Annotated in this window: 20 protein-coding genes and 5 pseudogenes; 11 read left to right on the top strand and 14 right to left on the bottom strand. The window is 41.8% G+C overall.

Annotation, left to right across the window (positions count from 1 at the left end):
* Window positions 1-80 precede the first annotated feature (80 nt).
* Entirely contained in the window at window positions 81-431 is a 351-nt protein-coding gene (locus ABUE30_RS14290) for a winged helix-turn-helix transcriptional regulator (RefSeq protein ID WP_408624500.1), read from the top strand.
* A 62-nt stretch (window positions 432-493) separates the two neighbouring features.
* Here the strand turns inward: ABUE30_RS14290 and ABUE30_RS14285 are convergent.
* The 6 genes and pseudogenes from ABUE30_RS14285 to ABUE30_RS14260 all read right to left on the bottom strand — a co-directional run bounded on the left by ABUE30_RS14285 (window position 494) and on the right by ABUE30_RS14260 (window position 7,419).
* Window positions 494-1,254, bottom strand: a pseudogene (locus tag ABUE30_RS14285) (IS5 family transposase).
* 510 nt (window positions 1,255-1,764) lie between these two features.
* Window positions 1,765-2,775, bottom strand: coding sequence for a Gfo/Idh/MocA family protein (locus tag ABUE30_RS14280; RefSeq protein WP_408624499.1), 1,011 nt, complete (start codon window positions 2,773-2,775; stop codon window positions 1,765-1,767).
* A 455-nt stretch (window positions 2,776-3,230) separates the two neighbouring features.
* Window positions 3,231-4,280: pseudogene (locus ABUE30_RS14275) on the bottom strand (sugar ABC transporter permease); the annotation flags it as partial.
* Window positions 4,281-4,514: 234 nt separating this feature from the next.
* Window positions 4,515-5,303, bottom strand: a pseudogene (locus ABUE30_RS14270) (ATP-binding cassette domain-containing protein); the annotation flags it as partial.
* Between the two features lie 7 nt (window positions 5,304-5,310).
* Entirely contained in the window at window positions 5,311-6,540 is a 1,230-nt protein-coding gene (locus ABUE30_RS14265) for a sugar ABC transporter substrate-binding protein (RefSeq protein WP_408624498.1), read from the bottom strand.
* Between the two features lie 606 nt (window positions 6,541-7,146).
* Window positions 7,147-7,419, bottom strand: coding sequence for a hypothetical protein (locus ABUE30_RS14260; RefSeq protein ID WP_408624497.1), 273 nt, complete (start codon window positions 7,417-7,419; stop codon window positions 7,147-7,149).
* Window positions 7,420-8,209: 790 nt separating this feature from the next.
* On the opposite strand from ABUE30_RS14260, the gene dkgB reads away from it, so the two are divergent.
* Window positions 8,210-9,016: a 2,5-didehydrogluconate reductase DkgB gene (gene dkgB / locus ABUE30_RS14255; RefSeq protein ID WP_408624596.1), complete on the top strand. Its 807-nt coding sequence runs from the start codon at window positions 8,210-8,212 to the stop codon at window positions 9,014-9,016.
* Window positions 9,017-9,335: 319 nt separating this feature from the next.
* Here the strand turns inward: dkgB and ABUE30_RS14250 are convergent, their stop codons facing one another.
* Together ABUE30_RS14250 and ABUE30_RS14245 are read right to left on the bottom strand one after the other, a co-directional pair.
* Window positions 9,336-10,232, bottom strand: coding sequence for a LysR substrate-binding domain-containing protein (locus ABUE30_RS14250; protein ID WP_408624496.1), 897 nt, complete (start codon window positions 10,230-10,232; stop codon window positions 9,336-9,338).
* A 414-nt stretch (window positions 10,233-10,646) separates the two neighbouring features.
* Window positions 10,647-11,017: pseudogene (locus tag ABUE30_RS14245) on the bottom strand (helix-turn-helix domain-containing protein); the annotation flags it as partial.
* A gap of 538 nt (window positions 11,018-11,555) precedes the next feature.
* On the opposite strand from ABUE30_RS14245, the gene ABUE30_RS14240 reads away from it, so the two are divergent.
* From ABUE30_RS14240 to ABUE30_RS14215, 6 genes are all read left to right on the top strand, one after another.
* On the top strand, window positions 11,556-13,181 hold the full coding sequence (locus ABUE30_RS14240; RefSeq protein WP_408624495.1) for a peptide ABC transporter substrate-binding protein: 1,626 nt from the start codon (window positions 11,556-11,558) through the stop codon (window positions 13,179-13,181).
* 69 nt (window positions 13,182-13,250) lie between these two features.
* Window positions 13,251-14,183: an oligopeptide ABC transporter permease OppB gene (gene oppB / locus ABUE30_RS14235; protein WP_408624494.1), complete on the top strand. Its 933-nt coding sequence runs from the start codon at window positions 13,251-13,253 to the stop codon at window positions 14,181-14,183.
* A gap of 4 nt (window positions 14,184-14,187) precedes the next feature.
* A complete protein-coding gene (locus tag ABUE30_RS14230; protein WP_408624493.1) occupies window positions 14,188-15,093 on the top strand; it encodes an ABC transporter permease subunit in 906 nt (301 codons plus the stop codon).
* 4 nt (window positions 15,094-15,097) lie between these two features.
* Window positions 15,098-16,087: an ABC transporter ATP-binding protein gene (locus ABUE30_RS14225; RefSeq protein ID WP_408624492.1), complete on the top strand. Its 990-nt coding sequence runs from the start codon at window positions 15,098-15,100 to the stop codon at window positions 16,085-16,087.
* Window positions 16,084-17,067, top strand: coding sequence for an ABC transporter ATP-binding protein (locus ABUE30_RS14220; RefSeq protein ID WP_408624490.1), 984 nt, complete (start codon window positions 16,084-16,086; stop codon window positions 17,065-17,067). Before ABUE30_RS14225 ends, ABUE30_RS14220 begins: the two co-directional genes overlap by 4 nt.
* A 38-nt stretch (window positions 17,068-17,105) precedes the next feature.
* Window positions 17,106-18,572 (top strand): leucyl aminopeptidase, encoded by a 1,467-nt coding sequence (locus ABUE30_RS14215; protein WP_408624489.1) that lies wholly within the window; start codon window positions 17,106-17,108, stop codon window positions 18,570-18,572.
* Window positions 18,573-19,238: 666 nt separating this feature from the next.
* Here the strand turns inward: ABUE30_RS14215 and ABUE30_RS14210 are convergent.
* From ABUE30_RS14210 to ABUE30_RS14185, 6 genes and pseudogenes are all read right to left on the bottom strand, one after another.
* A pseudogene (locus ABUE30_RS14210) lies at window positions 19,239-19,844 on the bottom strand (IS30 family transposase); the annotation flags it as partial.
* A gap of 252 nt (window positions 19,845-20,096) precedes the next feature.
* On the bottom strand, window positions 20,097-20,747 hold the full coding sequence (locus ABUE30_RS14205; RefSeq protein WP_408624487.1) for an ArsR/SmtB family transcription factor: 651 nt from the start codon (window positions 20,745-20,747) through the stop codon (window positions 20,097-20,099).
* A gap of 59 nt (window positions 20,748-20,806) precedes the next feature.
* Entirely contained in the window at window positions 20,807-21,190 is a 384-nt protein-coding gene (locus ABUE30_RS14200) for an amino acid-binding protein (protein ID WP_408624485.1), read from the bottom strand.
* A 15-nt stretch (window positions 21,191-21,205) separates the two neighbouring features.
* Entirely contained in the window at window positions 21,206-21,508 is a 303-nt protein-coding gene (locus ABUE30_RS14195; protein WP_408624484.1) for an antibiotic biosynthesis monooxygenase family protein, read from the bottom strand.
* Window positions 21,509-21,782: 274 nt separating this feature from the next.
* Window positions 21,783-22,502: a glycosyltransferase gene (locus tag ABUE30_RS14190; RefSeq protein ID WP_408624595.1), complete on the bottom strand. Its 720-nt coding sequence runs from the start codon at window positions 22,500-22,502 to the stop codon at window positions 21,783-21,785.
* 161 nt (window positions 22,503-22,663) lie between these two features.
* Window positions 22,664-23,584, bottom strand: coding sequence for a LysR substrate-binding domain-containing protein (locus ABUE30_RS14185; protein ID WP_408624483.1), 921 nt, complete (start codon window positions 23,582-23,584; stop codon window positions 22,664-22,666).
* Window positions 23,585-23,691: 107 nt separating this feature from the next.
* Between ABUE30_RS14185 and ABUE30_RS14180 the strand changes: the two genes are divergently transcribed.
* From ABUE30_RS14180 to ABUE30_RS14170, 3 genes are read left to right on the top strand one after another with little or no spacing between them, the layout of a single operon-like run.
* Complete coding sequence (locus ABUE30_RS14180) at window positions 23,692-23,904, top strand: hypothetical protein (protein WP_408624482.1); 213 nt, start codon at window positions 23,692-23,694, stop codon at window positions 23,902-23,904.
* Window positions 23,883-24,563: an aspartyl/asparaginyl beta-hydroxylase domain-containing protein gene (locus tag ABUE30_RS14175; protein ID WP_408624481.1), complete on the top strand. Its 681-nt coding sequence runs from the start codon at window positions 23,883-23,885 to the stop codon at window positions 24,561-24,563. Before ABUE30_RS14180 ends, ABUE30_RS14175 begins: the two co-directional genes overlap by 22 nt.
* Before the next feature lie 16 nt (window positions 24,564-24,579).
* Complete coding sequence (locus tag ABUE30_RS14170) at window positions 24,580-25,440, top strand: DMT family transporter (RefSeq protein ID WP_408624480.1); 861 nt, start codon at window positions 24,580-24,582, stop codon at window positions 25,438-25,440.
* Window positions 25,441-25,497 lie beyond the last annotated feature (57 nt).

Raw genomic sequence — 25,497 nt, 5'->3', positions numbered from 1 at the left:
AGACACTAGTAGTATACTATTTATATCTGAATGCAACTAGGTACCTGGATGCTACCTGGTAACTTGGAGTATCCTTAGCGATGTCATCATCACCACAAAAACTGGAACACAGTCGCGTTGTTCTCGAAGAACTTACCAGCAAATGGACACTTCTGGTCCTAAATGAACTTTGCAATGAACCGATGAGATTCAATGCCTTAAGGCGCGCCCTGCCTGATGTAACACAGAAGGCGCTGACACAATGCCTGCGGCGGCTTGAAGCCAGCGGATTTATATCGCGTACGGTGGTGAGTCTTTCACCTGTCGCTGTTATCTATGAGATTTCTCCCCTTGGCCGCTCTTTAGAACCGCATTTACAGGCAATTTTAAAATGGGCTGATGAGCACAGAGAAGAAATTCAAGCGGCTAAATATCGTTATTCATCGGATTAAAAAATCGAGCGAGCTTCCCGACCTTGCCTAAGGGCTGTTGATCGTTGCTGTACAAATTTTATTCAGCAATGCGACGGTAGCCACATCACAGAACATGCCAGTGACACCATACGGGCGTAGTTTCTTGCTAATTTATCGTATCTCGTTGATATAGCACGAAAGTGTTTAATCCTTGCGAAAGTATTCTCAACTAAATGTCGGTACTTATACAGGCACCAATCTGCGCTGTCCTTATCTATATCCTGACCATCATTTCTCTTAGGTATGACTGTGTTACCACCCTTTGAATCAACATATGTCCTCAGAGCTTCGCTGTCATACCCCTTATCAGCGACGAACACATTTATCTCTTTCAGATGGTCGACTAAGCTATCGCGCAAGCAATGTCGTTTCTTTGACCTTCAGATAACTCAAAATAGATGGTCAAACCACCACTATCAACGACCAAATGGATCATTAGTTGAGTGACCACCATGGCTCTTTCCTATGTATTCACTATCTGGTGTCGCTGCCCCCGTACTATGTTGGTGAGCTTTGACTATCGACCCATTAGTAAATACCCAATTGCCATCAGAAAACTTTGCTCACTCATTGAATATATACTTAGAAGGCCTTTTTTAGACCATACGTTAAAACGGCGATATACAGAACTCCAGTCACCAAACTCTGCGGGTAGCTCATGCCAGGGAATACCTGTCCGCAATCTGTAAAGGATGCCTTCAAAGGTCATCCGGAGTTCAAGTTTATTGTCTATGCGGCCCGTGTTCTTCATTATTTGAAGTCGCTTTCCCCACCGCTTATCAGTTAGCATTGTTCTCGGTATGGTGAACTCGGTTGTGGTTTGTTTTTGGCGAAATGATTATAACCTTCACTATGCCATTTAAAAAATCACCACGCTTTAGGGTCATACAAAATGCAATTTAATGAGCAGCTAGTTGGTGCAAAACAGGTTGACACGTTCCGGATATGTGCCCACGCAACCTAACTATCTTTTTAATTATTATTAATAAATAAGTTATTTTCTTATAAAAAATGAGAAACTAATATGATCGGCATCGAACTATCTGCGATGGGAGGTTCAAAATGTGGGGTGTTTGCGCAAACGATTGCATCGCAATATATAGGAGTATACTTCTGCAACTGGGAGCTTGACGTTTCTTCCATTTTAGCTGATAAAAGATATAGATCATGCGAGTGTGATTTGGGTGTCATTCGTGTTATTTAACCAACGATTATTGGTCTGTAGTTATTTCCTTTAGCTAAAAAATAGCTTCATAATGGCGCAATGTCATTGCCCCGATGATGTGCATAATTCAAATTGCCCATTAATATTTCAACGCCTATTCAATGTAAGGTGGCTATATCCGGTTTCGGTTAAACTACGTTCCATAATACTAAGAACTTGAGCGGTAATATCTGGTAATAAAATAGGCGAGTCCTTTTTTCCTGCTAATATCAATTGCGAAAAATGGTCAATTTCAAATTCAAACCCATTTCCCTCAACTGACGATTCGATAGTCAATTTACTCCCCTTATATTCAATGTCGATCACATAGGGATTCCACCACTTATCTTGAATCGTAATGAGTAATTGATCGCCACGTAATATTGCTGAACGGGGCTGGTTCTGGGCAATTGAAGCGGATATTTTGCCATGGATTTTTCCTGAAAAAGTAAAATAAGCATCTGTATCAATATGTGCGTTAGCAAATAAACAGGCCATATTAACTGCAGGCTTTTCGACCTCAACGGCGAGTGTTTTACACAAATCGCAATATAACCAAAGCCCATATACCCCCACATCTAGTGTGGCTCCCCCTGATAACGCGGCGTTAAATAAAGGTAGATCAGGTTGGTAGACATGTTGATTGCCAAAACAAGCTTCAATCGAAGTCAGTTGCAGCTGGTGGGTCACTAAATAAGCTTTGAGTTCCCTATAGGCTGGAAATGTAACGGTTTTCATGGCCTCCAGTAATAGCACATCATTTTGTTTGGCAAGTGCTCTCATGGCGAGCCAATCAGAAAGATTCGTAAACGCTGGCTTTTCCACTAATACATGTTTTTTGTGACGCAAGAATAGTTCGGCTAAAGGTCGGTGATACGGATGAATGGTTGAAATGTAAACGGCATCAACATGAGGGTCCTGCGCCATCTCTTCATAGCAGCCATAGCGACAGTCGCAATCAAATTCCTCACCAAAGACATTTGCTCGAGCAAGATCTCGGGCGGCGACTGCGTATAATGTTACTTGTTCGCGAGAGTTGGTTAGCGCTGTTGCAAAGCGTCTAGCAATGTGGCCTAACCCTGCGATCCCCCAATTCACGTTTTGCTTGGTATGATTCATCACTGTCTCATTAGGTCGTTTTGTATCCTCTAAGTAGTTTTAATTAAAATTAGAACAAATGATAGAGGTGAATCATTGTTATCGTTTTTATGTGAATTGTCTCGCTATGACAAGGCCTATGGAACTCGAGTAGGATTCGCAAAATTATCTGGCTTTCCCCGCCGGATTTGGCCAACGTGTTAACGTGTTGCAGCTACGGCTGGCGAAGCGGGTATTTCAGTTTTAGCCGGTTGTCTAATCTAAGTAGAATGAATGGGCTGTTCGGCAAACGCCGAAAAGGAAACATCGCACCTTGTGCCAAAAGGATGTAAAGAGAGGTGACAATGTGGTATGGCGCGAGGGTGTTATGGGAATGGCTATGCAAATGCAGCGATTGTCATTTGATAGCCGTTTGCTGTGAGGATTTACGGGTCGCACGGTGTTGCGACCCGACTGATGTAGCACGGTTGCAGTTTTTAACGAGTCGTTTCACCGCGTCGGCGCACCACCACATCCACCGTAATAGCGGCTAGCAATACCACGGCTGTCGCCATCAACTGAACAGCAGCTGGCAGACCCAGCAGCGCCATGCCGTTGACAATTGCGGCAATCACTATACCCCCTAATACCGCATGTAATGGATGGCCGCGCCCGCCAAACAGGCTCGTGCCACCGATGACGGCGGTTGCCACTACATACAAGACAATGGTGCCGCCATCAAAGCTAGTTGAAATTGAACGCAAGCGCGAAGCGTAGATAATGCCGCCAATACCGGCAGTGACCGCGGCCAGAGTAAACGCCATCAATCTTATTTTCGCCAGATTAATGCCTGCTCTGCGTGCTGCCTCCGCATTACCTCCAATGGCGTATAAATAGCGGCCAAACCGCAATTTGCCAAGCAAAACTGCCCAAGCGCATAACACCACAAAAACGATGGGGATGACCCACGGCATCCCATTGATTGGGAAACGTACAATGCCGCGATTAGCGTTAGAGATCAGCATTAAAACCAGCCCAGCCAATATGGCCGCAGCGATCTTGAGCCAAGAGAGTCCAATCGGCGGGGCGACTAAGCCGCTGGCGCGGCGCAACCCATCACGGCGCAGGGTAAACAGACTAAAGCCAAGTAGGACCGCGATAGTAACTACCCAGCCAATCATTGGGGTGAGGGTGCCATTCGCAAAGTTATTGATTACTTCACTGTTGATAGGAATCGTTCCACCGGTGCCAAGGAGCTGGATCATCAATCCTTGGAAACCGAGCAATCCCGAGAGCGTCACCACAAACGAAGGTAGTTTTAAGCGGGTGATCAAAAACCCTTGCAGTGCTCCTAAAGCGCCGCTGACACATAGCGCCGCAATCACTGCCGTTGGCCAACTCCAGCCAACGGAGGGCTGCACCAACACTGTGGCGACAGTTGCACCGATCCCTGCGACAAACCCCAGTGATAAGTCAATTTCCCCTAAAATTAAGATGAACACCTCGCCCATCCCAATCAGCATAAATACCGCTCCTTGAACCAATAAATTCACTAAATTGCCAGAGGAGAGGAACTTATCATTCTGAGTTTGGAAGATAGTGGCAATGAGGATCATCCCCAACAGCACGGGTAATACGCCACTTTGACCGGCTAGAATTTTCGCCCATACCGCCTTGAGGTAGCTGCCTAAGGTTTCCACTTCACTGCTTGTGATCACCGCAGACGAGTGAGCTTGACTGGCCTGTTGTTTGGCGTTTTCAACCGCAATCGATGGTGCCGCGGGTGCGGTTGCATCCGCCGTAACGAGATGATCGCTTTTACCGGTTGTCATCAGCTCCACCACTCGCTGCGTGTCAAAGCTTGTGGTTGGGCCTTCACCGACCATTTGTCCTAAGCGCAGTACCGCAATGCGATCAGCCACTGCAAACACATCATTGAGATTATGTGAGATCATCAGTACGGCTAGTCCTTGGTCGGCCAAACGGCGCACCAGTTCAAGGACTTGTCCGGTCTGTGCCACACCCAGCGCTGCAGTGGGTTCATCTAAGATCACCAATTTAGAGTTCCACATCACTGCTTTAGCTACCGCGATGGATTGGCGCTGCCCACCAGAGAGCGAAGCGACAGGTTGGCGAATCGAGCGAAGCGTGGTGACTCGCAGGCTCGATAGCGTCTCGGCGGCCTCACGTTCCATTGCATCTTCATTGAGCAGTTGCCCACTTAGGCGCTCACGACCAAGGAACATGTTCTGCACAACGTCTAAGTTGTCACAGAGTGCCAGATCTTGATAGACCACCTCAATGCCGAGCTGCGCGGAGTCACGCGGAGAGCGGATTCGCACGGGTTCACCTTGCCAACGGATTTCACCGCCATCGGCTTCGTGGATGCCCGCTATGGATTTCACCAACACCGATTTACCGGCACCATTGTCCCCCACTAGGGCAGTGACCTGCCCTAGTGGTACATCTAAATCAACGCCGCTTAATGCCTGCACAGCGCCAAAGTGCTTTTCTAGCCCTCGGATCTGTAATAACGGAGGATCGCTAAGGTGTTGTGTTGTGTTTTGCATAAGACTCCTATGGATTGATGTGCGCGTCTTGGCACGCTTTTGCCATCCCTTCGCCACGGCACAGTTTAGCGGCTTTAACAAAGCCATCTTTTATCACTGTGGTTTTGACATTATGGGGGGTGACCCAAATAGGCGAAGCCAAAACTGAAGGCACCGACTTACCTGTTTTCGAGTCTAATGTTTTGCCATTGACTAAACTTGCGGGGGGCTGCATTCCCGCACGCAGGTAGATCGCTAGCGCTGCTGCCGCTTGCGCTTCTAAGTAGATAGGTTTGTAGACGGTGCCACATTGATACCCAGTAATAATGTTTTTGATCCCCGTTAAGGTTGCATCTTGGCCCGTGGTAGGAAAGGCGTGTGGTGGTACTTTGAGTGTTTTCAGATAGGCGATCACGGCGTTGGCATTACCATCATTCGGGGTGACGACCGCATTCATATCAGAGTGAGCGGTAAACTGCTGTTGGAAGGTCGTTTGCGCAACCGCTGGGTCCCAACTGCCCGCTGGTTCACCGACGTTCACATAAGCACCTGATTTGAATTTGTGCTGCAATACGCTCATATAACCTTGGTGGAACAAGGTGGCATTGTTGTCCGTTGGTGCGCCGCTCATGACCAACACATGTGGTTTTTTGATCTGCCAATCTGCAATACATTGTTCAAGCCCTTTACCGATGAGTTTGCCAACTTCCACATTGTTAAAACTCACATAGTAGGCGCGGCTGCCGCCAAGTGTGATTCGGTCATAATCAATGACTGGCACCCCATGGGCTTTGGCATATTGCTCAATGGCAGCACCGCCGCCAGATGAAATGGGATCCACTAACAACACACTTGCGCCTTGCGCAATATCTGATTGCGCTTGCGTGAGCTGGGTGGCTTCACTGCCTTGGGCATTGCTGATCATGTATTGATCGGGGGTTAGCCCTGCAGCTTTAAATGCTTGCTCTAAGTAGGGTTGGTCAAATGAGGTATAACGGGCCGACGTAGTCGTCTCTGGGAGGATCACTCCAATTTTCCCTGAACCTTTCTTAACAATTGCTTTCAGCTGGTTCATGGCGCTAAAGTTAGGGGTAAAATCGTGCGCTGAAATCGCCGCTTGAGCACAACTGGCAACACCGAGTCCAATCAGGGCAACATAGGTGCTGATGAAGTGAACGCGCCGATTTGGGCGGCGTTTACGATTGGTGGCAACGCGTTTCGGTTTTTTTTGCAATTTAGGTGATGATGTAGATGCCATATTTCTCTCCGTTGAATTTTATTAGACAAGTTCGAGTCGATCGAATCGTCCTATCTTTGCGCATCAAAACAATCAAAGGCGCTAAAGACAGCGGGCGTAAAAATCGCTGCCTATTGGCAGGTAGTATGGATATAGGTCCGAAGAGAAAATGTGAGTTATTCGATGAATGTTAAAATTAGGTGAGTATATGGTAAAAAAGTTGTATCAAATCACATTTTTGATGATAACAATGTTATTTATGTAAAGTGTTCGTGTGGCCTTGGCCGTCCATCTTTATAGTTATCTATTGGAGTGATCTATTATCGAGCCCCCATAAATCGCTCAAGATGAATGTCACCCTAGTTTTCGATATTACCCCTCTTTATAAGTTATAAGGCTAACGGCTACGGCTAAGACCATTAGAAAAAATCAAATAATGGATCGTTTATGGTTACTCAATGAGGTGTGCTATGTTGAATAACATGGCTTAAAAGAGCTCGCGTCCTCAGCGTATTTCCCATATTTAAATAGACACAATAGCGGGCCATAACCGAATGCACTACAGTATTCGTGCTATTAGGGTTGCCCAACCTATTGGATGTACAACCCTAATTATTTATATTGTAATCAATAATTCAAACGTTGAATGTGTGTGATTCCCACTTCATTTTGTAAATTACGATATATATGGATGATTGCAGGAAAAACCGTTGCTTCAGGGTAAACACCTTTTGCATTACAAAAAAAAGCAAAATTAGTTCCTTCGACGACCTGTGTTGCTACAGCTATGGGACTATAGTCGACACCTGTAAATCCTTTCATCGCTTTGGTAAATACTTCTTTATCTTCACTATCTAGTGATCTGAAAACAGACCATCCACCTAATAACTGAGCACCCATTATCTATTCCTTTTATAATGATAGTTTGATGTTGTCAGCAGATTAAATAACTTACTTAGGTTATTGCTAACAACGTTTTTTACGCTGTAAAAAGTTAGTAAAAATTCCTCTTTATTAATAAATTATAACACCCATTTTTAATATTGGATGGAGCGAAAAACATGAGCTCACTATTATTTTTGTTTCATCAATTATTTTTCAAATATTAAAATATTAATTTTCAATTCAAGTTATTTTAACAATTGAATTGAATATTCCTATATTCATATACTATCAGTCAATAGCGATACTAGAATCTAGTTTAAAATTGATTAAAAAATTAATAGCGAGATCACAGTTTATGAATATAACCATGGTTTCAACTTAATCTAATAGTAACTACTTGATTTTAAAGGACTGACTTGAGTATCTAAATTTATCTGTCATTGTTTGTCATGTCTTAAGAGATTCTAGTTTTAATCATAAAAAGAATATAGTTACTTAATGAGTGCTAATAAACTTAGCTGATACAATGAGTTGGTGTGATCCTCAGTGCTATTGTTTAAATTGTATTGGCAAGACTGGAATGCGGGAAACCTGTTATTTTTTATTCTTCGTCCAATCGTATCTGAATAAATGACTTAGGCCATCTGAATGCCAGCCCCGCTACTTGGTCTTGATGCACTGTGCTTGCTTTATCTCCCTACAAGGCCTTACTCTGTTCATACATCGACGTGGTTCAGCTAATCGTATGAGCTAAGATAGCTGGCACGTTACCATTCATACTCACCAATTTATGGGAGCGATGATGATAAATAGTATTCCGGCACTTGGCGCAGGGACCTTTCGCCTGAAAGGCGATGATGCGTATAACTCGGTTAAAGCAGCTTTGGCAGCGGGTTTTCGGCATATCGATACAGCGCAAATCTACAAAAACGAAGAGCAGGTTGGTCAAGCGATTGCAGACAGTTCTGTGGCGCGCGATGATATCTTTTTAACCACTAAAGTTTGGATGGATAATTTCGCCCCAGCGCGCTTTATTGACAGTGTGCGTGAGAGCCTTACTAAGTTGCAAGTAGAGCAAGTTGATCTATTGCTGGTGCACTGGCCCGATGAGTCGGGCAAAGTGGCAATGAGTGATTACTTAAGTGAGCTTGCTAAGGCTAAACAGCAAGGCTTAACTCGCCATATTGGCGTGTCCAACTTTACTATCGCACAAGTGGATCAAGCGATCGCCATTTTAGGTGCGGGTAGCCTGCTCACCAACCAAATCGAAGTCCACCCATTTTTGCAAAACCGGCGACTGGTTGAATATTGTCAGCAGCATGGCCTAACCGTGACGGGCTATATGCCGCTGGCCGTGGGGAAAGTGATGGAGGATGAGTGTTTGCAGGCCATCGCCAAGGCCCACCAGACAACGCCAGCATCAGTGGCCATTGCTTGGCAGTTGCGCCAAGGCTTAGTGACGATTCCATCTTCAACCAAACCGGCCCATTTAGCCGCGAATCTTGCTGCCGCTAATTGCCAACTGAGCGATGTAGAGATGGCGCAAATCGTTCAGCTCGATCGCGCTGAGCGCATCGCTAACCCCGATTTTGCGCCCAAATGGGATGAATAGCATTCGTGCTCGTTGCAACGCTATTGATTAAAACGGCGTGAGAGTGCTAACACTTAAGCGGTGTGCAACAGCTGATCTTTAGCTTATGCTAAATTATGAAAGGCTCAGTCTAGGATATGACCGAGCCTTTATCATTAATATGGGCGTCAATATTTGGTTAGTAGTTGGATTATCTAACCCAAGTTTTTCTCTCGTAGGAAAAGTCCTAAAACGTTTCTGCCCCAATGTTCGCTAGAACTAATCTTAGTAATATTGGTATAAGTAGTGTTTTGATGCAATTTATCTAATACATCTAGTATCAATTAAAGTGTCTATCAAACTAGTGAGTATTGTTCAGTTCTTTCTGTAACCACGATTTGAATGTATTGATCCGTAGAACTCGTGAGGAAGATGGATCGCTAATCATTGAATAGTGAATGCCCGGTCGCAGCCCGATATCAAATGGTTTGACCAATAAGCCTCGTTCGATAAAATCTGCGGAAATGCTTTCAGTCGCTAAACATGCTCCATGCCCAGCGACAACGGCGTTGATCGCCATATCAAAGGTATCAACTTCCATCCATTGAAGGCTTTCTCTTTTAGCGCTGACATTTGCACTACGAAACCATTGATTCCAACTAAAAGAGTCAGAGTGGAAATCAATCAGCCAACAATATAAAAGTTGTTCTGGGTTAATAAACTGCATTGATTCAGCAAGTTGCGGAGAACAATAAGGATAAATCGCTTCTTCAAATAGTGTCTCTTGCTCTAAATCAAGATGTTCAACGTTCTCATTCCCCTGCCAGATTAATACGTCGGTTTCAGTATGCCGGATATCAATCTTTTTGACCGATTGGACTCGAATAGGGACATGTGGGTATTCCATGGTGAATTTCCATAACCTAGGCATCAGCCAACGTGTCGAAAAAGATCGTGGTGCACTCACATTTAACAACCCTTCCAGCGGTTCGTTTTGAATTCTATTTAGTCCAGTTATGATGTGTTTAAACCCATCATCGATATATTTTTGGAGTATCTGTCCTTTGTCAGTTAGGTGCATTTCACGCCCGCGGCGAATAAATAATTTACACCCTAATCGCTCTTCAAGCTGGCGTAATTTTTGGCTGATTGCGGCTTGAGTTACATACAGCTCTTCGGCCGCTTTACTATAACTTTTTAAGCGAGATGCGGATTCAAAATAGCGAAGCGCTGAAAGATGACGGAGTCGGTTGTCCATAAGTTTTACTTATAGTCCCTGTAATAAATAGTTGTTCGTAACTGAGCTCTATTGCCTAGATAATAACTATATCTAGTATGCAGTCAAGGCTAAATTAATGTTTATATTTATACATCTAAAGAGCTTTTTTCACTTTAATTTATTGAAAAGTATATATTTTAGAAAAAATAAAAACAAATCAAAAAATCATGTAAGCATTATGAGTGCATATATCAAAAAAGACATTGGGCTATATCCTAGAAAGGATGTAGACAAGCATTTTGCTAGATTTTTATAAGCTCATCTAATGAGGGGGTGCAGGGAAATGGGGGCAAAATATTAATAATTAACTTATTTATTTTTAAATTAAGTAAGAATATCTGCGTCAGTTTGTACAAAAATTGATTAATACTCGCTAGGCTAGTACTACATTGTTCATCCTAAGAAATTATGAATCGTCAAGCTATGAGCCAGATTATTACTGCGGTATTTACTCAGCGTCTGATTGAACAATTGTTTAGATGCGTAAATGTAAGCGGAATCGGATGTGTAGCCAAACTTTAGGGCAATATCCTAAATCGATTTCTTCGGGTCCAATAGTTGTAGAGATAAAACCAGTCTTATTTTCCCGCCACAATGAGGAGGATCGTCTAAATTATTTCGAACAGACTCTAGATAAAATTCGCTCTGATGTACCCACTTTTTTAGCTCATTCTTTGCAGCGTGAATGGCAGAGCTGGTTGTCGTTTAAGTTTTGTGAAAATTGATAAGAGTCGCTTATCTATTGGAATGAGCAATGAAATGCCGTCACTATTCATCATTACGATATTAGTGATATGGACTAGTTTAGCTTTCGACTTTTCCATGGCGAGCCGCTGGATGTTTTTAAAGTCAATTTTACGTGTAGATTGGACGAGGGGCCCTTGGTCATCACTGATCTAGCGCGTTGAGTATACGTTCTGCTAACTCATCTCGGCGATGATCACATCCCCCCGATGTTCCTATTAAGCTAAATGCTGGTCAATTAAGTACAGTGAACAGTGCTAAAAATTTAAAGTATTTCAGAGGATTTGATGGATTCTAAACTCTGAAAGACATTTCTCACATATCATCTAAGTTGTCTGAACAAAAATGTATTTCCCTATAACCTCAAGCTATGCCCCTCTAACAAATAGATATTCGATATTTTTCATAGACGGTGAAATAGTAGTTGATACTAGAATAAAAAATAACCACCAGTCAAACCTATAATATTACATGTTTTTGATATTTTATAATTAATTCAATTAGTTATATTTTAGAGGGCGAATCATATTTATTTCAAGATGAAACTAACGCAACATTATGAATTATAAGGATATAACTATGAATGTGAAGCAAAAGTCAACTCGCTTGGCGAGTGTTTTCTTAGTGCTTTTTACAGCCTTCTCACTCCTTATGAGTGGTATAGCAAGTGCGGAGCAGATATTACGAATTGGTAATATGGGAGAACCCGCTTCTTTAGATCCTCACCATATTGATGGAGTGTGGGAATCACGCATTGTCAGTGAGTTATTTTTAGGACTGACGACACAAGCGGAAGATGGTTCGATTATTCCAGGGGCAGCTAAAAGTTGGAAAATATCTGATAAAGGAACGGTTTATACGTTTACTCTGCGTGATTCGAAGTGGTCTGATGGCAAACCGGTTAGAGCACAAGACTTTGAATATGCGATGAAACGTATTCTTAACCCAAAAACAGCTGCAGCATATGCTTCACTGTTATATGTCATCAAGAATGCGCGTGAAGTTAACAGTGGTCAGCTTCCCGTCGACCAACTTGGTGTAAAAGCGTTAAATGATAAAACGTTGCGTATTACCTTAACCGGCCCTAAACCTTACTTCTTAGCGTTATTGACACACTATACAACGTTCCCTCTACGTGAGGATGTTATTGAAAAACTTGGACATGACTGGGCGAAAGATAGCCGCATGGTCAGTAATGGGCCATATAAATTAGCACAGTGGATACCTAATGCGCAGATTGAATTAGTTAAAAATAACGACTTCTATAACGCAAAAAATGTCGCGATTGATAAGGTTTATTTTTACCCTCAAGAAGATCGCTCCGCAATGCTCAAACGTTTCCGAGCTGGCGAAGTGGATATTGTGACTGATTTTTCGTCATCTGATTTAACTTGGATCAAACAACATTTAGCCCGTGATGTACATATTGCTCCGTATTTGGGTGTGTATTATTACCCAATGAACATGCAAAAAAACAAAGCATTAAAAGATATCCGAGTTCGTAAAGCGTTATCGATGGTAATTAATCGTCAAGTTATTACGGACAAAGTTTTAAAATCAGGTGAAATTCCAGCGTATAGCTTTGTTCCACCGAATACGGGCACCTATGGTCAACCATCATATGTTCCATGGAAAAACCTGTCTCAAGGCCAACGAATCAAAAAAGCGCAGCAGTTAATGGTTGAGGCTGGTTATGATCGATCTCATCCGCTTAAATTGACATTAAGTTATAACACCTCAGAAAACCATAAAAAGGTTGCAATTGCTGTAGCTGCCATGTGGAAGAGTGCATTGAATGTTCAAACGGAATTGATGAATACTGAAGTCAAAGTACACTATGCCAATCTTAAAAAACGTAATTATGATGTGGCGCGCGCAGGTTGGGTGGGTGACTACAATGACCCACAAAACTTTTTATTCTTGTTAGAAAGTAAAAACATTAAGAACTATGCTGGATTTAATGATCCTCAATATGATCAACTAATGCAAAAAGCTTCGGTTGAATTTGATATGCATAAACGCGATATGCTATTGCATAAAGCTGAACAAATTGCGATGAATAAGATGCCTGTCATTCCAATTTTTTACTATATTTCTAAAAACTTAGTAAGTCCTAAGGTACAGGGATGGAAAGATAATGTTATGGATGTACATCGCATTCAATATATGTCTATAAAAAAATAACCATTAATTAAAAAGATGAGTATAGCCTTATGGTTGTACTCATCGTTCATAAGCTAAGGTGGTTTATTTATGTTTTTTTATATATTGAAACGGGTGTTTTATGCAATTCCAACATTGCTAATTATTATTACGTTAGCATTTTTCATGATGCGTTTAGCCCCAGGGGGGCCATTTGATACCGAACGACAACTACCTCCAGAAATAGAAGCTAATATTCTAAAATCGTACAATCTTGATAAACCATTGTATGAGCAATATTTTATTTATGTTGATCATTTAGTACATTTTGATTTTGGTCCATCGTATAAATATCGAGACTTCAGTGTAACTGAACTGATCGAATCTGGATTGCCAGCTAGTATGAAAATTGGTGGATTAGCCATATTGTTGGCGACCCTTATTGGAATATTATTGGGTATCCTTGCCGCGCTCAATCAGAATAAAAGATTAGATTATTTTATTATGAGTGTGGCAATGACGGGGATTGCCATACCTAACTTTGTCATTGCGCCTGTTTTATCGCTTATTTTAGGGGTCTATTTATCATGGTTGCCAGTTGGCGGGTGGGGTAATGGCGACCTACATCACATTATTTTGCCTGTTTTCTGCTTAGCGCTACCTCAAATTGCGTATATTGCTCGGTTATGCAGAGGTTCGATGGTCGAAATTCTGCATTCCAATTTTGTTACCACCGCTAGAGCTAAAGGGTTACGCGAACGGATTGTAGTTTTCCGCCATGCCCTTAAAGGCGGCTTGTTACCTGTCATTACCTTTTTGGGACCGGCAATTGCCTCGATTACCACAGGTTCAGTGGTTATCGAATCGATTTTTGATATTCCGGGTATTGGTCGTTATTTTGTCAATGGTGCACTTAATCGGGATTATCCGCTGGTTATGGGTGTCGTCGTTTTCTATGCAGCATTAATTATTTTTCTTAATCTGGCTGTTGATATTATTTATAGCTTTATAGATCCAAAATTAAAATTGGGTGATAGGAAATAATACAATGACAATACCAACCGAATCGATCACAGATCTTGAAACTATGGAAGATGAACAAGTTAAAGGACGTTCATTATGGCAAGATGTGCGTAGAAGACTATTTCGTAATAAAGCCGCTGTTGTTTCAATGGTTATTTTAGGACTTATTCTGTTATTAGCTATTTTTGCACCTTTTCTTTCGAAACATCCGTATGACGCAATTTATTGGGATTATATTCAAGTCCCTCCTGACTTTGCTCATGGGTTTTGGTTTGGTACCGACTCCAATGGTCGAGATTTATTCGTCCGCACCTTGTATGGCGCTCGCGTGTCGTTAGCTGTTGGCTTTATTGCGGCTACTGTTGCCTTAATTATTGGGGTAACTTACGGCGCTATTGCTGGATATACTGGCGGGCGGGTTGATGATTTAATGATGCGCTTTGTGGATATTATGTATTCACTACCTTTCATGTTCTTTGTGATCCTATTAATGGTGTTTTTTGGCCGAAATATCTTTTTGATATTTGTTGCTATTGGTGCGGTGGAATGGTTAACCATGGCACGAATTGTACGCGGACAAACACTTGCGATTAAAAATAGAGAGTTTATCGAAGCTGCGCGCGCTTGTGGAGCTCCGACTTGGCGGATCATTTTCCATCATATTATTCCCAATGTATTGGGCCCTGTGATTGTGTATGTAACCTTAACAATCCCTCAAGTTATTCTTACTGAAAGCTTTTTGTCTTTCTTAGGGTTAGGGGTACAAGAACCATTAACCAGCTGGGGCGTACTGATATCCGAAGGCGCTAATGTCATGGAGAGTGCCCCTTGGATGTTGATCTTTCCTGCAACTTTTCTAGCGGTCACTTTATTTTGCTTTAACTTTATTGGTGATGGGTTACGCGATGCATTAGACCCAAAGGATAGGTAGAACAATGGATACTATCTTAGAGATAAAGAATTTTAGTATAGAGTTTGAGACGCCTGAAGGCCAAGTACTCGCGGTATCGAATATGAATGTTGCCTTGAAAAAAGGGCAGAGCCTCGGTGTAGTTGGGGAGTCAGGTTCAGGTAAAACACAGACATTCTTAGCCCTGATGGGTTTGTTAGCGAAAAATGGACGTTGTTCAGGCCAAGCCTCGTTTTATGGACACGATCTATTACAGATGTCCGTGGAACAATTAAATCAAATCCGTGGGGTCAAAATGTCGATGATCTTTCAAGATCCGATGACCTCGTTGAACCCTTATTTAAGGGTTTCGAGGCAAATGACCGAAGTGCTTATTGAGCATAAAAATTACAATAAAAAGGATGCGTTAGAAAAAGCAATTCATATGTTAGATCTAGTGGGTATTCCTGACCCGTCGCGGCGTATTCATATGTATTCTCACGAATTTTCTGGCGGGATGCGACAGCGGGTGATGATTGCCATGGCTTTACTTTGTGAACCTGATTTATTGATCGCCGATGAGCCTACGACTGCGCTGGATGTCACAATTCAGGCTCAGATCTTAGAGCTGCTCGATGAGCTCAAACAGAAGCTGGGGATGTCTATTGTCATTATTACCCATGACTTGGGGGTGGTGGCTGGATTATGTGATCAAGTGATGGTGATGTACGGTGGGCGCGTGGCCGAACATGGGGATGTGCAACAGATTTTCTACCATCCGCAACATCCTTACACGCAAGGTCTGTTGCAGTCGATGCCAAGTTTAGTCAGCGAATTGGATCAAGCCTTGTACTCTATTCCTGGGCATCCGCCTAACTTACAATCGTTGCCAGCAGGCTGCGCCTTTAACCCGCGTTGCGCCAAGTGCATTGATGCGTGTAGTCAAACCCAACCGGAGCTATTAGCGGTTGCCAGTGGCACGATGGTAGCTTGCCATCATGTACATACGCCGCACGTTGCGGAGAATCTGTCATGACCGATGCTATTTTATCTGTTCAAAATTTAAAGGTGCACTTTGATATATCGTCTGGATTTTTTCGTCGTCAGCCGCGTTCGGTTAAGGCTGTTGATGGGGTTTATTTTGACTTAAACAAAGGAGAGACTCTGGCAGTCGTTGGCGAATCAGGATGCGGTAAGTCCACACTGGGACGCGCTATCTTGCAGCTATTACCCAATACCGATGGGCAAGTGATCTGGATGGGCAAAAATATTAGTGAGTTCTCTCAATCTGAGCTGCGACCACTGCGAAAAGAAATGCAGATTATCTTTCAAGACCCATTAGCAAGTTTAGATCCTCGTATGACCATTGGCGATATTATTGGAGAGCCTCTGCGGATTCATTATCCGGACTTATCTAAAAATGAAATCCGCGACCAAGTACGTGAAATGATGGATACAGTGGGTTTACTGCCTCGCATGATCAACCGTTATCCGCACGAATTTTCAGGTGGGCAATGTCAACGAATCGGAATTGCGCGGGCGATGATCGTAAAACCGAAATTGATCGTGTGTGATGAGCCTGTTTCAGCACTTGATGTCTCTATTCAGGCGCAAATCATCAACTTATTAGAAAACTTACAAAAGAAATTTGGTTTGTCACTGCTATTTATTAGCCACGATTTATCAATTGTGCGTCATGTTAGCCATCGGGTGATGGTGTTGTATTTAGGTCATGTAGTCGAGATTGCTAGTAAAGAAGAACTGTATAGCAACCCTCAGCATCCCTATACCAAAGCGCTGATTTCTGCTGTGCCCATTCCCGATCCGAGGCGCAAGGTGGCGAGTGAGCGAACCATATTACAAGGTGATCTACCATCCCCTATCAGTCCGCCTTCAGGCTGTGTTTTTCGTACTCGCTGTCCGAATGCCACTAATGTCTGTGCGCAACAACTTCCGATACTGCAATCAATTGCCTCACACCATCAAGTGGCCTGTTTGCATGTAGACCATTTATAACGGACTTGCAACATGCGTTTAAGAATAAGGATAGAACAATGAATGTAACATTTACTGAATTATCATTACCGTCACAGGGCACCATTCTTTTATTAGTACCGCAAAATGGCTCGCTTTGTCAGTTAGGTAACCAACTGGATGACGTTACCCAAGGAGCGTTGAGTAGAGCTCTTGCCAGTAGTCAATTTACCGGTCAAAGTCAAAGCTGGGTTGAACTATTAGCGCCAGCTAATACCGAGTTAGAGCGGGTCATTATCGTAGGGGTGGGAGATGGTTCACCGCTGGTAGTTGAAGAATCCGCAGGCGAGTTGATGCAGCAATTGAAACAACCGTTAGGATCAGCTGTTTATTTGGTGACAACTGATATGACCCAAGCGGTGCATTTTGTCTTTGGCTGTCAGTTGGGACTTTATCGCTTTGATAAATACCGTACTCATGCTGAGTTTAGCAAACTCCCTATTATTGAAGAGCTAACCGTCGGCTGTACGGATGTTGTGGCTGCGCAACAAATGTATGCTCCACTAGCCGCCGCTGCGCACGGAATCACTATTACCCGAGATTTAGTGTGGGAACCCGCCAATGTATTAACTACTGAGTCGTTTAGTGCTTATTGCCAAACGCTCAACCGCTTTGGGTTAGAAGTGGAAGTGGTGAGCAGCGCGAAAATGCAAGAACTAGGGATGGGGGCCTTATTAGGTGTGGGTCAAGGTTCTAAATATGAAAGCCAAGTGGTGGTTTTAAAATATCAAGGACGAGATGATCAAAGTGCGCCGATTGCCTTTTTGGGCAAAGGGGTTGTTTTTGATAGTGGTGGTTTATCGCTTAAATCCAACGCATCTATGAATACTATGAAAGAAGATATGGGTGGCGCTGGTACGGTTACAGGGCTGATGGTGACATTGGCGCAGCGTAAGGCCAATGTTAACGCCATTGGTGTACTAGGCCTAGTCGAAAATATGCCAAGTGCAGAAGCGCAGCGTCCTAGTGATGTGGTTACCACCATGTCTGGGCAAACGGTGGAAGTGATGAGTACCGACGCCGAAGGGCGGCTAGTATTATGCGACCTCTTAACCTACACACAACGTTTTTATCAGCCGAAAGCGATGATCGATTTAGCAACTCTTACGAGTGCCATTATTATGGCTTTAGGTGAAGATATTGCGGGGATTTTTTCGAATAATGATCAACTAGCGATAGCCATTAGCGAAGCCGGCGTGCTAGAAGGTGAACCAGTATGGCGAATGCCATTGGGGGAGAGCTTTAAACGACTAATCACTAGTCATATTGCCGACATGCGTAATAATGGTAATAAGATAGGGATTGGTGGCTCAGGTGTGGCCGCTCAATTCTTATATAGTTTTATAGAAAATGACACCCCATGGGTACATATTGATATTGCGGGCACTGCGTGGACCGATGAAAGCAAACCGACTCGACCCAAAGGTGCTACAGGCTTTGGGGTACGCTTATTAGATCGTTTAGTTAAAGAGCATTTCGAAGATTAATTCATCTTTATATATACACCGCCAACTTTGATGTTGGCGGATAATTTGAGCCTGTAACCGATTCTATGTAACTGCCATTTAGTGAATATACTTTTCGAGGTTTTCCCCGAACTCAATAATAAAACAACTCATCACCTGGCGTCAGTTTTGATAGCCTTGCTGACGCTGACGCTGACGCTGACGCTGACGCTGACACTGACATAGCGGGCGGGCATCTTCAGTAAATGGCATCGAGCCAGGCAGCCGAATACAAAGCATCTAAAGGGCGCTGCGGCTATTTTTAAGCTCAGGGATGAAATGCTCCGTGACACTGCTGATTGTGGCCTCTGATACATTGATGCCATATATATTCAACCTGTCCACGGATAGCTCGGACGCTTATTTCGAGCGAGAACATAAACAGGACTTTGCGGTCTATCTCATTGGTTGTTTGGTTGTTAACCAGCATCGGCTCAAATGACTCTATACGGCCACGAGGAGTATCTAGCTTGATCGCGCCGCCAACCCTGATTTTTCGCCCATTGACAAACAATGGCTTCGAGAAGGTTTAAAAGCGAATCAATAGATATAAAAAGGCCAGAGCTAAGTCTGGCCTTTTTACATTTTTGGGCAAGCAAATGTGGTGATCAACTAAAACCGTGGCCAATTTTAGTTGACCACTACATCAGCACTTTTCTTGGGCACTTTGCGGATTAAATACATTTTGCTCTTTCGCTCAACCAAGCTAACAATCGCTCCAGTACCTTGTTTGCCTAAAACGGTATCGACCTCCCAATCGCCAAAACGTTGTTTGGTATCCACTATCTCAGGGCGTTCTTCGATGCCAATTCGATTAGGAATAATGACTCGTTTGGCACGGCTTCCTTTGCGGTATCGTCTACCGTTATGTCGTAAATACTTATAGAGCTTACCGCCTTGGCACTTGTCTCTTTGCACATAACCATAAATCCATTCGTGGCTGACAGGTAATCCTATTAAGTGGCTTACGCCTGATATTTGCTCAGGACTCCACTTTAGCGATAAACAAAACTCAACGTAGTCGCTGGTTTTCTGTGAGATCTGACTTTTCGCTGCATGGTGTCGTCGATATTGAGCACGCTGCTGTGCAACACTCGGATCATAAGTTCCATCAATGGTATGGCGTTTTAACTCTCGGCTGATGCTGGAGTGACTGACATTGAGTCGCCTACCAATCTCTCTGTCACTTAAATGTTGGCTCAGATAGACTTGGATCTGGTATCGCTGCCCTTCGAGCAACTGCTTGTAGCTCATGGTAATACTCTAATTGTTTGGCGACGTTAGAATACCACCTATGGGCAGTTGATCTCTCGCCACCTACTCAACCATGAGTGGTGCACTTATTATCTGAATTTGCGGTAACAATATATTTTAAATATTTGTCTGATCATTGGCTTATTCACCACTTTTGGAAGAGAACTTATTCAATCCGTATTGGCTGGTATCTAGAAAAGTTTTAAATCGAAACTGTTCCGAAGTTTGTTATCGCTCGGTTCTAAGCGGATATCATACGTTAATGTTAAAATGCCTATGAAGTTCTTTTTTACCTTTACTAGTGATAACAACTTCGCGATATCCAGGAACTCTTTCTATCCAATTATTACTTTCAAAAAAACTAAGTAGTAATGCTCCTAAGTGACCACCAACGTGGAACTTTCTTTCGCTCCAATCTAAGCATGGACAACATTTTTTCCTTCTAGTTTTCTCATCGATATTGATACCTAACTGTAAAAATTTTTCTTGTCCTTGCTTAGTAACCCCTTTGCCATCACTGTTAATCCAGTTATTTTTTAATAGTGAATCATACAGTTGAACAGCTATTTCGCCGGCTAAATGGTCATAACAGGTTCTTGCTTGGAGCAGTTCTTGAGGCACTTTGGAACGAGAGGGACTACTTACTTGGAAAGTAATTCCCATCATTTTTTCGAGTAATACAGCGACGTTCTTACTATAGAGGCGAAAATATCTGTGGCGTCCCTGAGACAAACATATAACAAGATTGGCTTTTAGCAGACGGGATAGGTGAGAACTAGTAGTTGATGGTGCAACCTCTGCTACAACGCTTAATTCGGTAGCAGTCCAAGCTTTTCCATCCATCAACGCACATAGGATTTTCATCCTAGAGGCGTCCGACATGGCAGCTGCTAAGGCGGCCATGTCGGTTTCCTGACTAAAGTTCATTGATGTTATTGAAGAGATACTTTCTTTACTCAAGTTTATACAGCCCAGTCAATTGTTGCATTTTTGGCCAATGTATAGTTATCGGTTACAAGTATCAATCGATTAGCATGATCACTGTACTGAACAATAATGTTAACGCCTTTATCTCCTAACGCTTTAGCTATCGCACCAAGCTCACCGGGTTGTTCTTGTTTGAGTTTTCGTATGAGTGGAGAAGTGACACCCTTTACTTCAAACCCATTATCAGTAAGGACATCCCTCGCTCTTTCTCCATCTTCGACTAGGAAATGAGCATGGCTGTGATTTTCATGAGCAAAAACTCCACCGCCTTCTAGTCCAATTCGATTCTTTCCAAGGACTTCACCAAATCGCGCTAATTCTCCAGGACTATTTTTTAAAATTATATGTATATCATGCATGTTTCTATCTCTATGTTATTGTGAATAATATTCTTGAGTTGAGGTCAGAACGTTGATTTTGTAAAAAGAAAAAATAGTAGATTTTCCTTCATCTTGAGCAAGCTTGTGCTGCACATTTTTCTTCCAATGCTTGATGGCTTTTTCATCTTTCCACCAAGATAGAGATATAAATTTGTCCGGGTTTGTTGTGCTTTGAAAACGTTCGATTGATATAAAACCATCGATATCACTGAGAAGTGGCTTTAATTGTTCCGCCAACTGGAAGTATCTGTCTCTCTTTTCCGCAACAGCCATTGCCTCAAATAATACAGCAATCATTTCTTTACCTATCGATGTCAGTTAATTGTTATAGGTACTATAGCTAATTGGAAACATGATACTTCGCCGATGACCGAAATATGGTTGTTGTATGCTTGACGTTGAGGGTAGAAGGAATTACCCAAAACACAGTTTTCCATATCTGTTCTAATTCATAGTTCACTAAATTAAGTTGTAGCTCTAAGAAGCTTTTGTCCACCTTCGAGCTAGCGAGATCTGCGCTGGCTCATTTATGCCCAAATATTGGTTAGAGTTAAGTGGCATTTTCATTTTGTTAATAGGTATTTGCCCTACCAGAAGTAATACTAGTCAAAAGGAAAGACCTGACCCTGTTAACTCGTTGGTTGGTAAGCAGTTCGCGAATATTGGATGGGTTTGGGGCGATGATGGCTTTGCCGCTGACCATATATTCCAGCACCTTAAGTGGCGAGGCCCAAGGGCTAACGGCGGGTTGTAGGGCGATATCAAATTGCGCCAGCCAATAGGGCATTTCATCCCGTTCAACGAGCCCGGTGCTATGAAAATTGTCTTCCATATTGAGTTTTTGGGCTTGCTGCTTAAGCGCGTCGATGACCGGGCCATTACCAATGCTCAGCAACATAAGATCGGGATTATGTTGCTGAGCAATCAGATCCAGCACTTGGTCAAGGTGGTGCCATTCACGACAGAAGCCAACAGAACCAATCACACGTTTGTTAGCAAACTTTGCATCTCGAAGGATAGGCGAGTGGGTGCCAAAGCGAGTCGGATCAATACCGTTGGGAACCACGGTAATGCGTTCACGCGGCACACCTGCTTGCTCAATATAGTGTGCCAACACTTCAGTAACGGGCAATACGTGGTCGGCGTTGCGCCAAGCGTAATACTCCGTCCACTTCGCAAATTTTTCGAGCGCTATGCCGCCATATTTCTTACGTTCATCATAAAGCGGTGAGTTCACTTCAAGTACCAGCGGTAAGCGAAACAGTGTCTTAGCCCAAATTCCGGCTGGCAGAAATAGGTTATACCATTCATAGATCGCATCTCATTAATAGGAACACACGCACTTAAATATGGTGTTCCAAAAATCTAAAGGTAATATGCTCCCGATGTTGTTAAGGTCTGTATCCTTGTTAAATTGAATCGTGGAACAGTTAGGTTAGAACCAAAATATTTTCATCTATACAGTGGTACTAATACTTTTTCTATATCCTGTTGTGATGTTTTTAGAAGTGCTCGTTCTGTATGTCTATGATGAAAATAATCTTTTATTATTTTTGAAAATAAGTAGCTTGGGCTGTTTTTGTCGCTATTTCGATAAGCAATTGATAGTTCAAGGTTGGGTAACGGAGGGTATCCATCACTGTCACCTAAGACTCGAAATTTATCAGTAGTTGTACTTTCGAGTACTACTGTAACACAACATCCAGATTTTACTGCAGCGATAACACCAGTGTGACTGGTACTGCTGAAATTAATATTAAATAAAATTCCGGCTCGATTTAATGCGTCTAATGCAATTTCTCTATCTCCACATCCTTTAGAAAATAAAGCTAAAGGGACCGGGCGATTTTTATAAATATAGGATGTTGGTGAACATACCCATTGTAATGGTTCTATATGTATAACCTCATGATTAATGTGATTAGGACATCCTCGGGTTAGAACCAAATCAAGTTTGCCTTGTTCATAATTTTCCCATATATCACTGCTATAGCCACATTGAATTTCAATTTCAATTTCTGGATATGCTTCTGCACATCTTCTTAATAATTCAGAAAAAAAACAGCTGGCGTATGTGTCCGATGTGCCAACTTTTACCCTCCCTTTGGGGAGATTTTCGGCCATCATAACTATAGATTTGTCATTAATATCCAAAATTTGAATAGCGTATGGTAAAAATAATTCCCCTTTCATAGTCAGTTCTACCATAGAAGTGGTTCTATCAAATAACTTGTGTCCAATTTGCATTTCGAGCTTTTGTATTTGTTGGCTGACGGCTGATTGAACTCTATTGAGTCTTGTTGAAGCCTTTGAAAAGCTCTTTAGTTCGGCAACTGTTACAAATGTCCTTAAGATTGAGGTATCTAAGTTCATCAAGTCTATCTCGTTTTATGATATTGGTTATCTCAATTATTAATTTTTACGATTAGGATTTCCGTGATATCTATATGAAAAATAGAAAATAAAGTGTGGAGACAAAAATGAGTTCAAGAATTATTGGGAAAATAGACCTTACTATGTACAGTGAGTTAAGCAAAGAAACCGAATATCTAAATAGTATTCCCAAAAACAATGAGGAGTACGATGAATTTGGTCAGGGGTATTGGAAAAATCTATCTCTTTATAATAGTTCGGGTAGGCATGATGATTCACAATATAAAGAATCTAAATCTTGCTCCCTACTAGCTATATAGAATATTGCCCCCAAATAGATGAGATTCTAAGAAAAAATTTTAACTTTGATAACTTAAAAATGGTTAGAGCTAGAAATTTAGTTGATGGAATGGTTGTTCCTCATCGTGACTTTGTTGAGTTCAAGGATAGTTCAAAACATTATCGAGTGTTCTTGTCAATAGAAGAAAATCTTAAATCTTATCACTCAGATGATAGTGGTGTTTTCCAAATGCAAAGAGGAGAAGTTTGGTTCTTAGATGCAGCAATTGACCATGCAGCAATTAACTTTTCTACAAAAAGTCGAATGTTTCTATGCTTAGACTTTTTGCTAGATCCAGATCTAGAACGAGAAATTATTTTTAATAGAGACTCCATAATTGATTTTTCAGTTAAACCCACATATAGAGAAAGAAAGAAAATATCAAAATATGATATTGATAAAATAATTGACCATACTTCTTCATTAATTGATAGATCAAACTTCAAGGACCATCTATTCTCATTGTCAAAATTCCATTTCACATATGATGTATCGGTAAGGGAAAACTTTGATTGGTTAATTTTGGCAACGAAAAATTTGGAAGATAAAAAGCTATATAGAAAAGCTACAGAGTTGAATCGTTACTTGTTGGATCAACGAGAGTTAAACGAACGTTTCGTAATTAACGAATGGAATTGATAAGGTGACATGGCAGATGATTAATTTAGTAAATGTAGCACCATTTATTTTTTTATGTATGTGGAGCAGTGGTGCATTTTTTGTCAAAACAGGTCTAGATTCATCATCTGTCTGGTCGTTTCTAACACTAAGGTCGTTAGGTGCATTTATACTCATTCTTCTAATTTATATTTTTTTAAAAATCAAAAAGGAAGCTAATAGAAGGGAGCATTCATTAAGTAGAAAAAATGTAATGGTGTTATGTTTGAATGGATTGTTTCTACAAATTTTATATCAGTCATTTTATTTTCTTTCCATTCAACACAATCTTTCTGTGGGATTAGTGGCCTTGGTTTTAGGTTTGCAACCTCTTATAATACCGATTTTTAGTGGAGAACGTATCAAAATAAATGGTGTACTATTTCTGCTTCTCGCATTTTCAGGTCTATTCATTGCATTATTTGGTTCTAAAGATTTTAGTAGTTTCAGTTGGTCAGGGCTAACGTTTGCAATTTGTGCCGTACTAGCAATTACAGTTGGTTCAGCATGTCAAAAGAAAATAGAAGTCAATCCATTAGAATCTGCTTTAGTACAGAATGCTTTGGCATCTATAGTATTTATTTTAGTAGTTTACTTTAATGGGTGGAATGTCACATGGAGTCTATCATTTGTTATTTCATTATTGTGGATGATTACGGTGGTATCAACCGGAGCATTACTCTTACTTTTTTATATGATTAGGCAAGGTTCGGTTAATAAAGTCAGTAGTCTTTTTTATTTCGTCCCGATAGTAACTATGATATTTGATTACTTAATATTCAAAACTCCGATGCCATCTATGACTATATTTGGTTCATTAATGATTCTAATATCCGTGTTGTTGTATAGAAGGTGTTGATAGCTGAATATTTTGTCACTAAGGAAATAGTATCGGTTATAAAGTTACTTCTTATCA

Source organism: Celerinatantimonas yamalensis (assembly GCF_046054155.1).
Classification (GTDB): domain Bacteria; phylum Pseudomonadota; class Gammaproteobacteria; order Enterobacterales; family Celerinatantimonadaceae; genus Celerinatantimonas; species Celerinatantimonas yamalensis.
The sequence above is the reverse complement of the archived record's forward strand: the minus strand, read 5'-3'. Positions and strand labels throughout refer to the sequence as shown.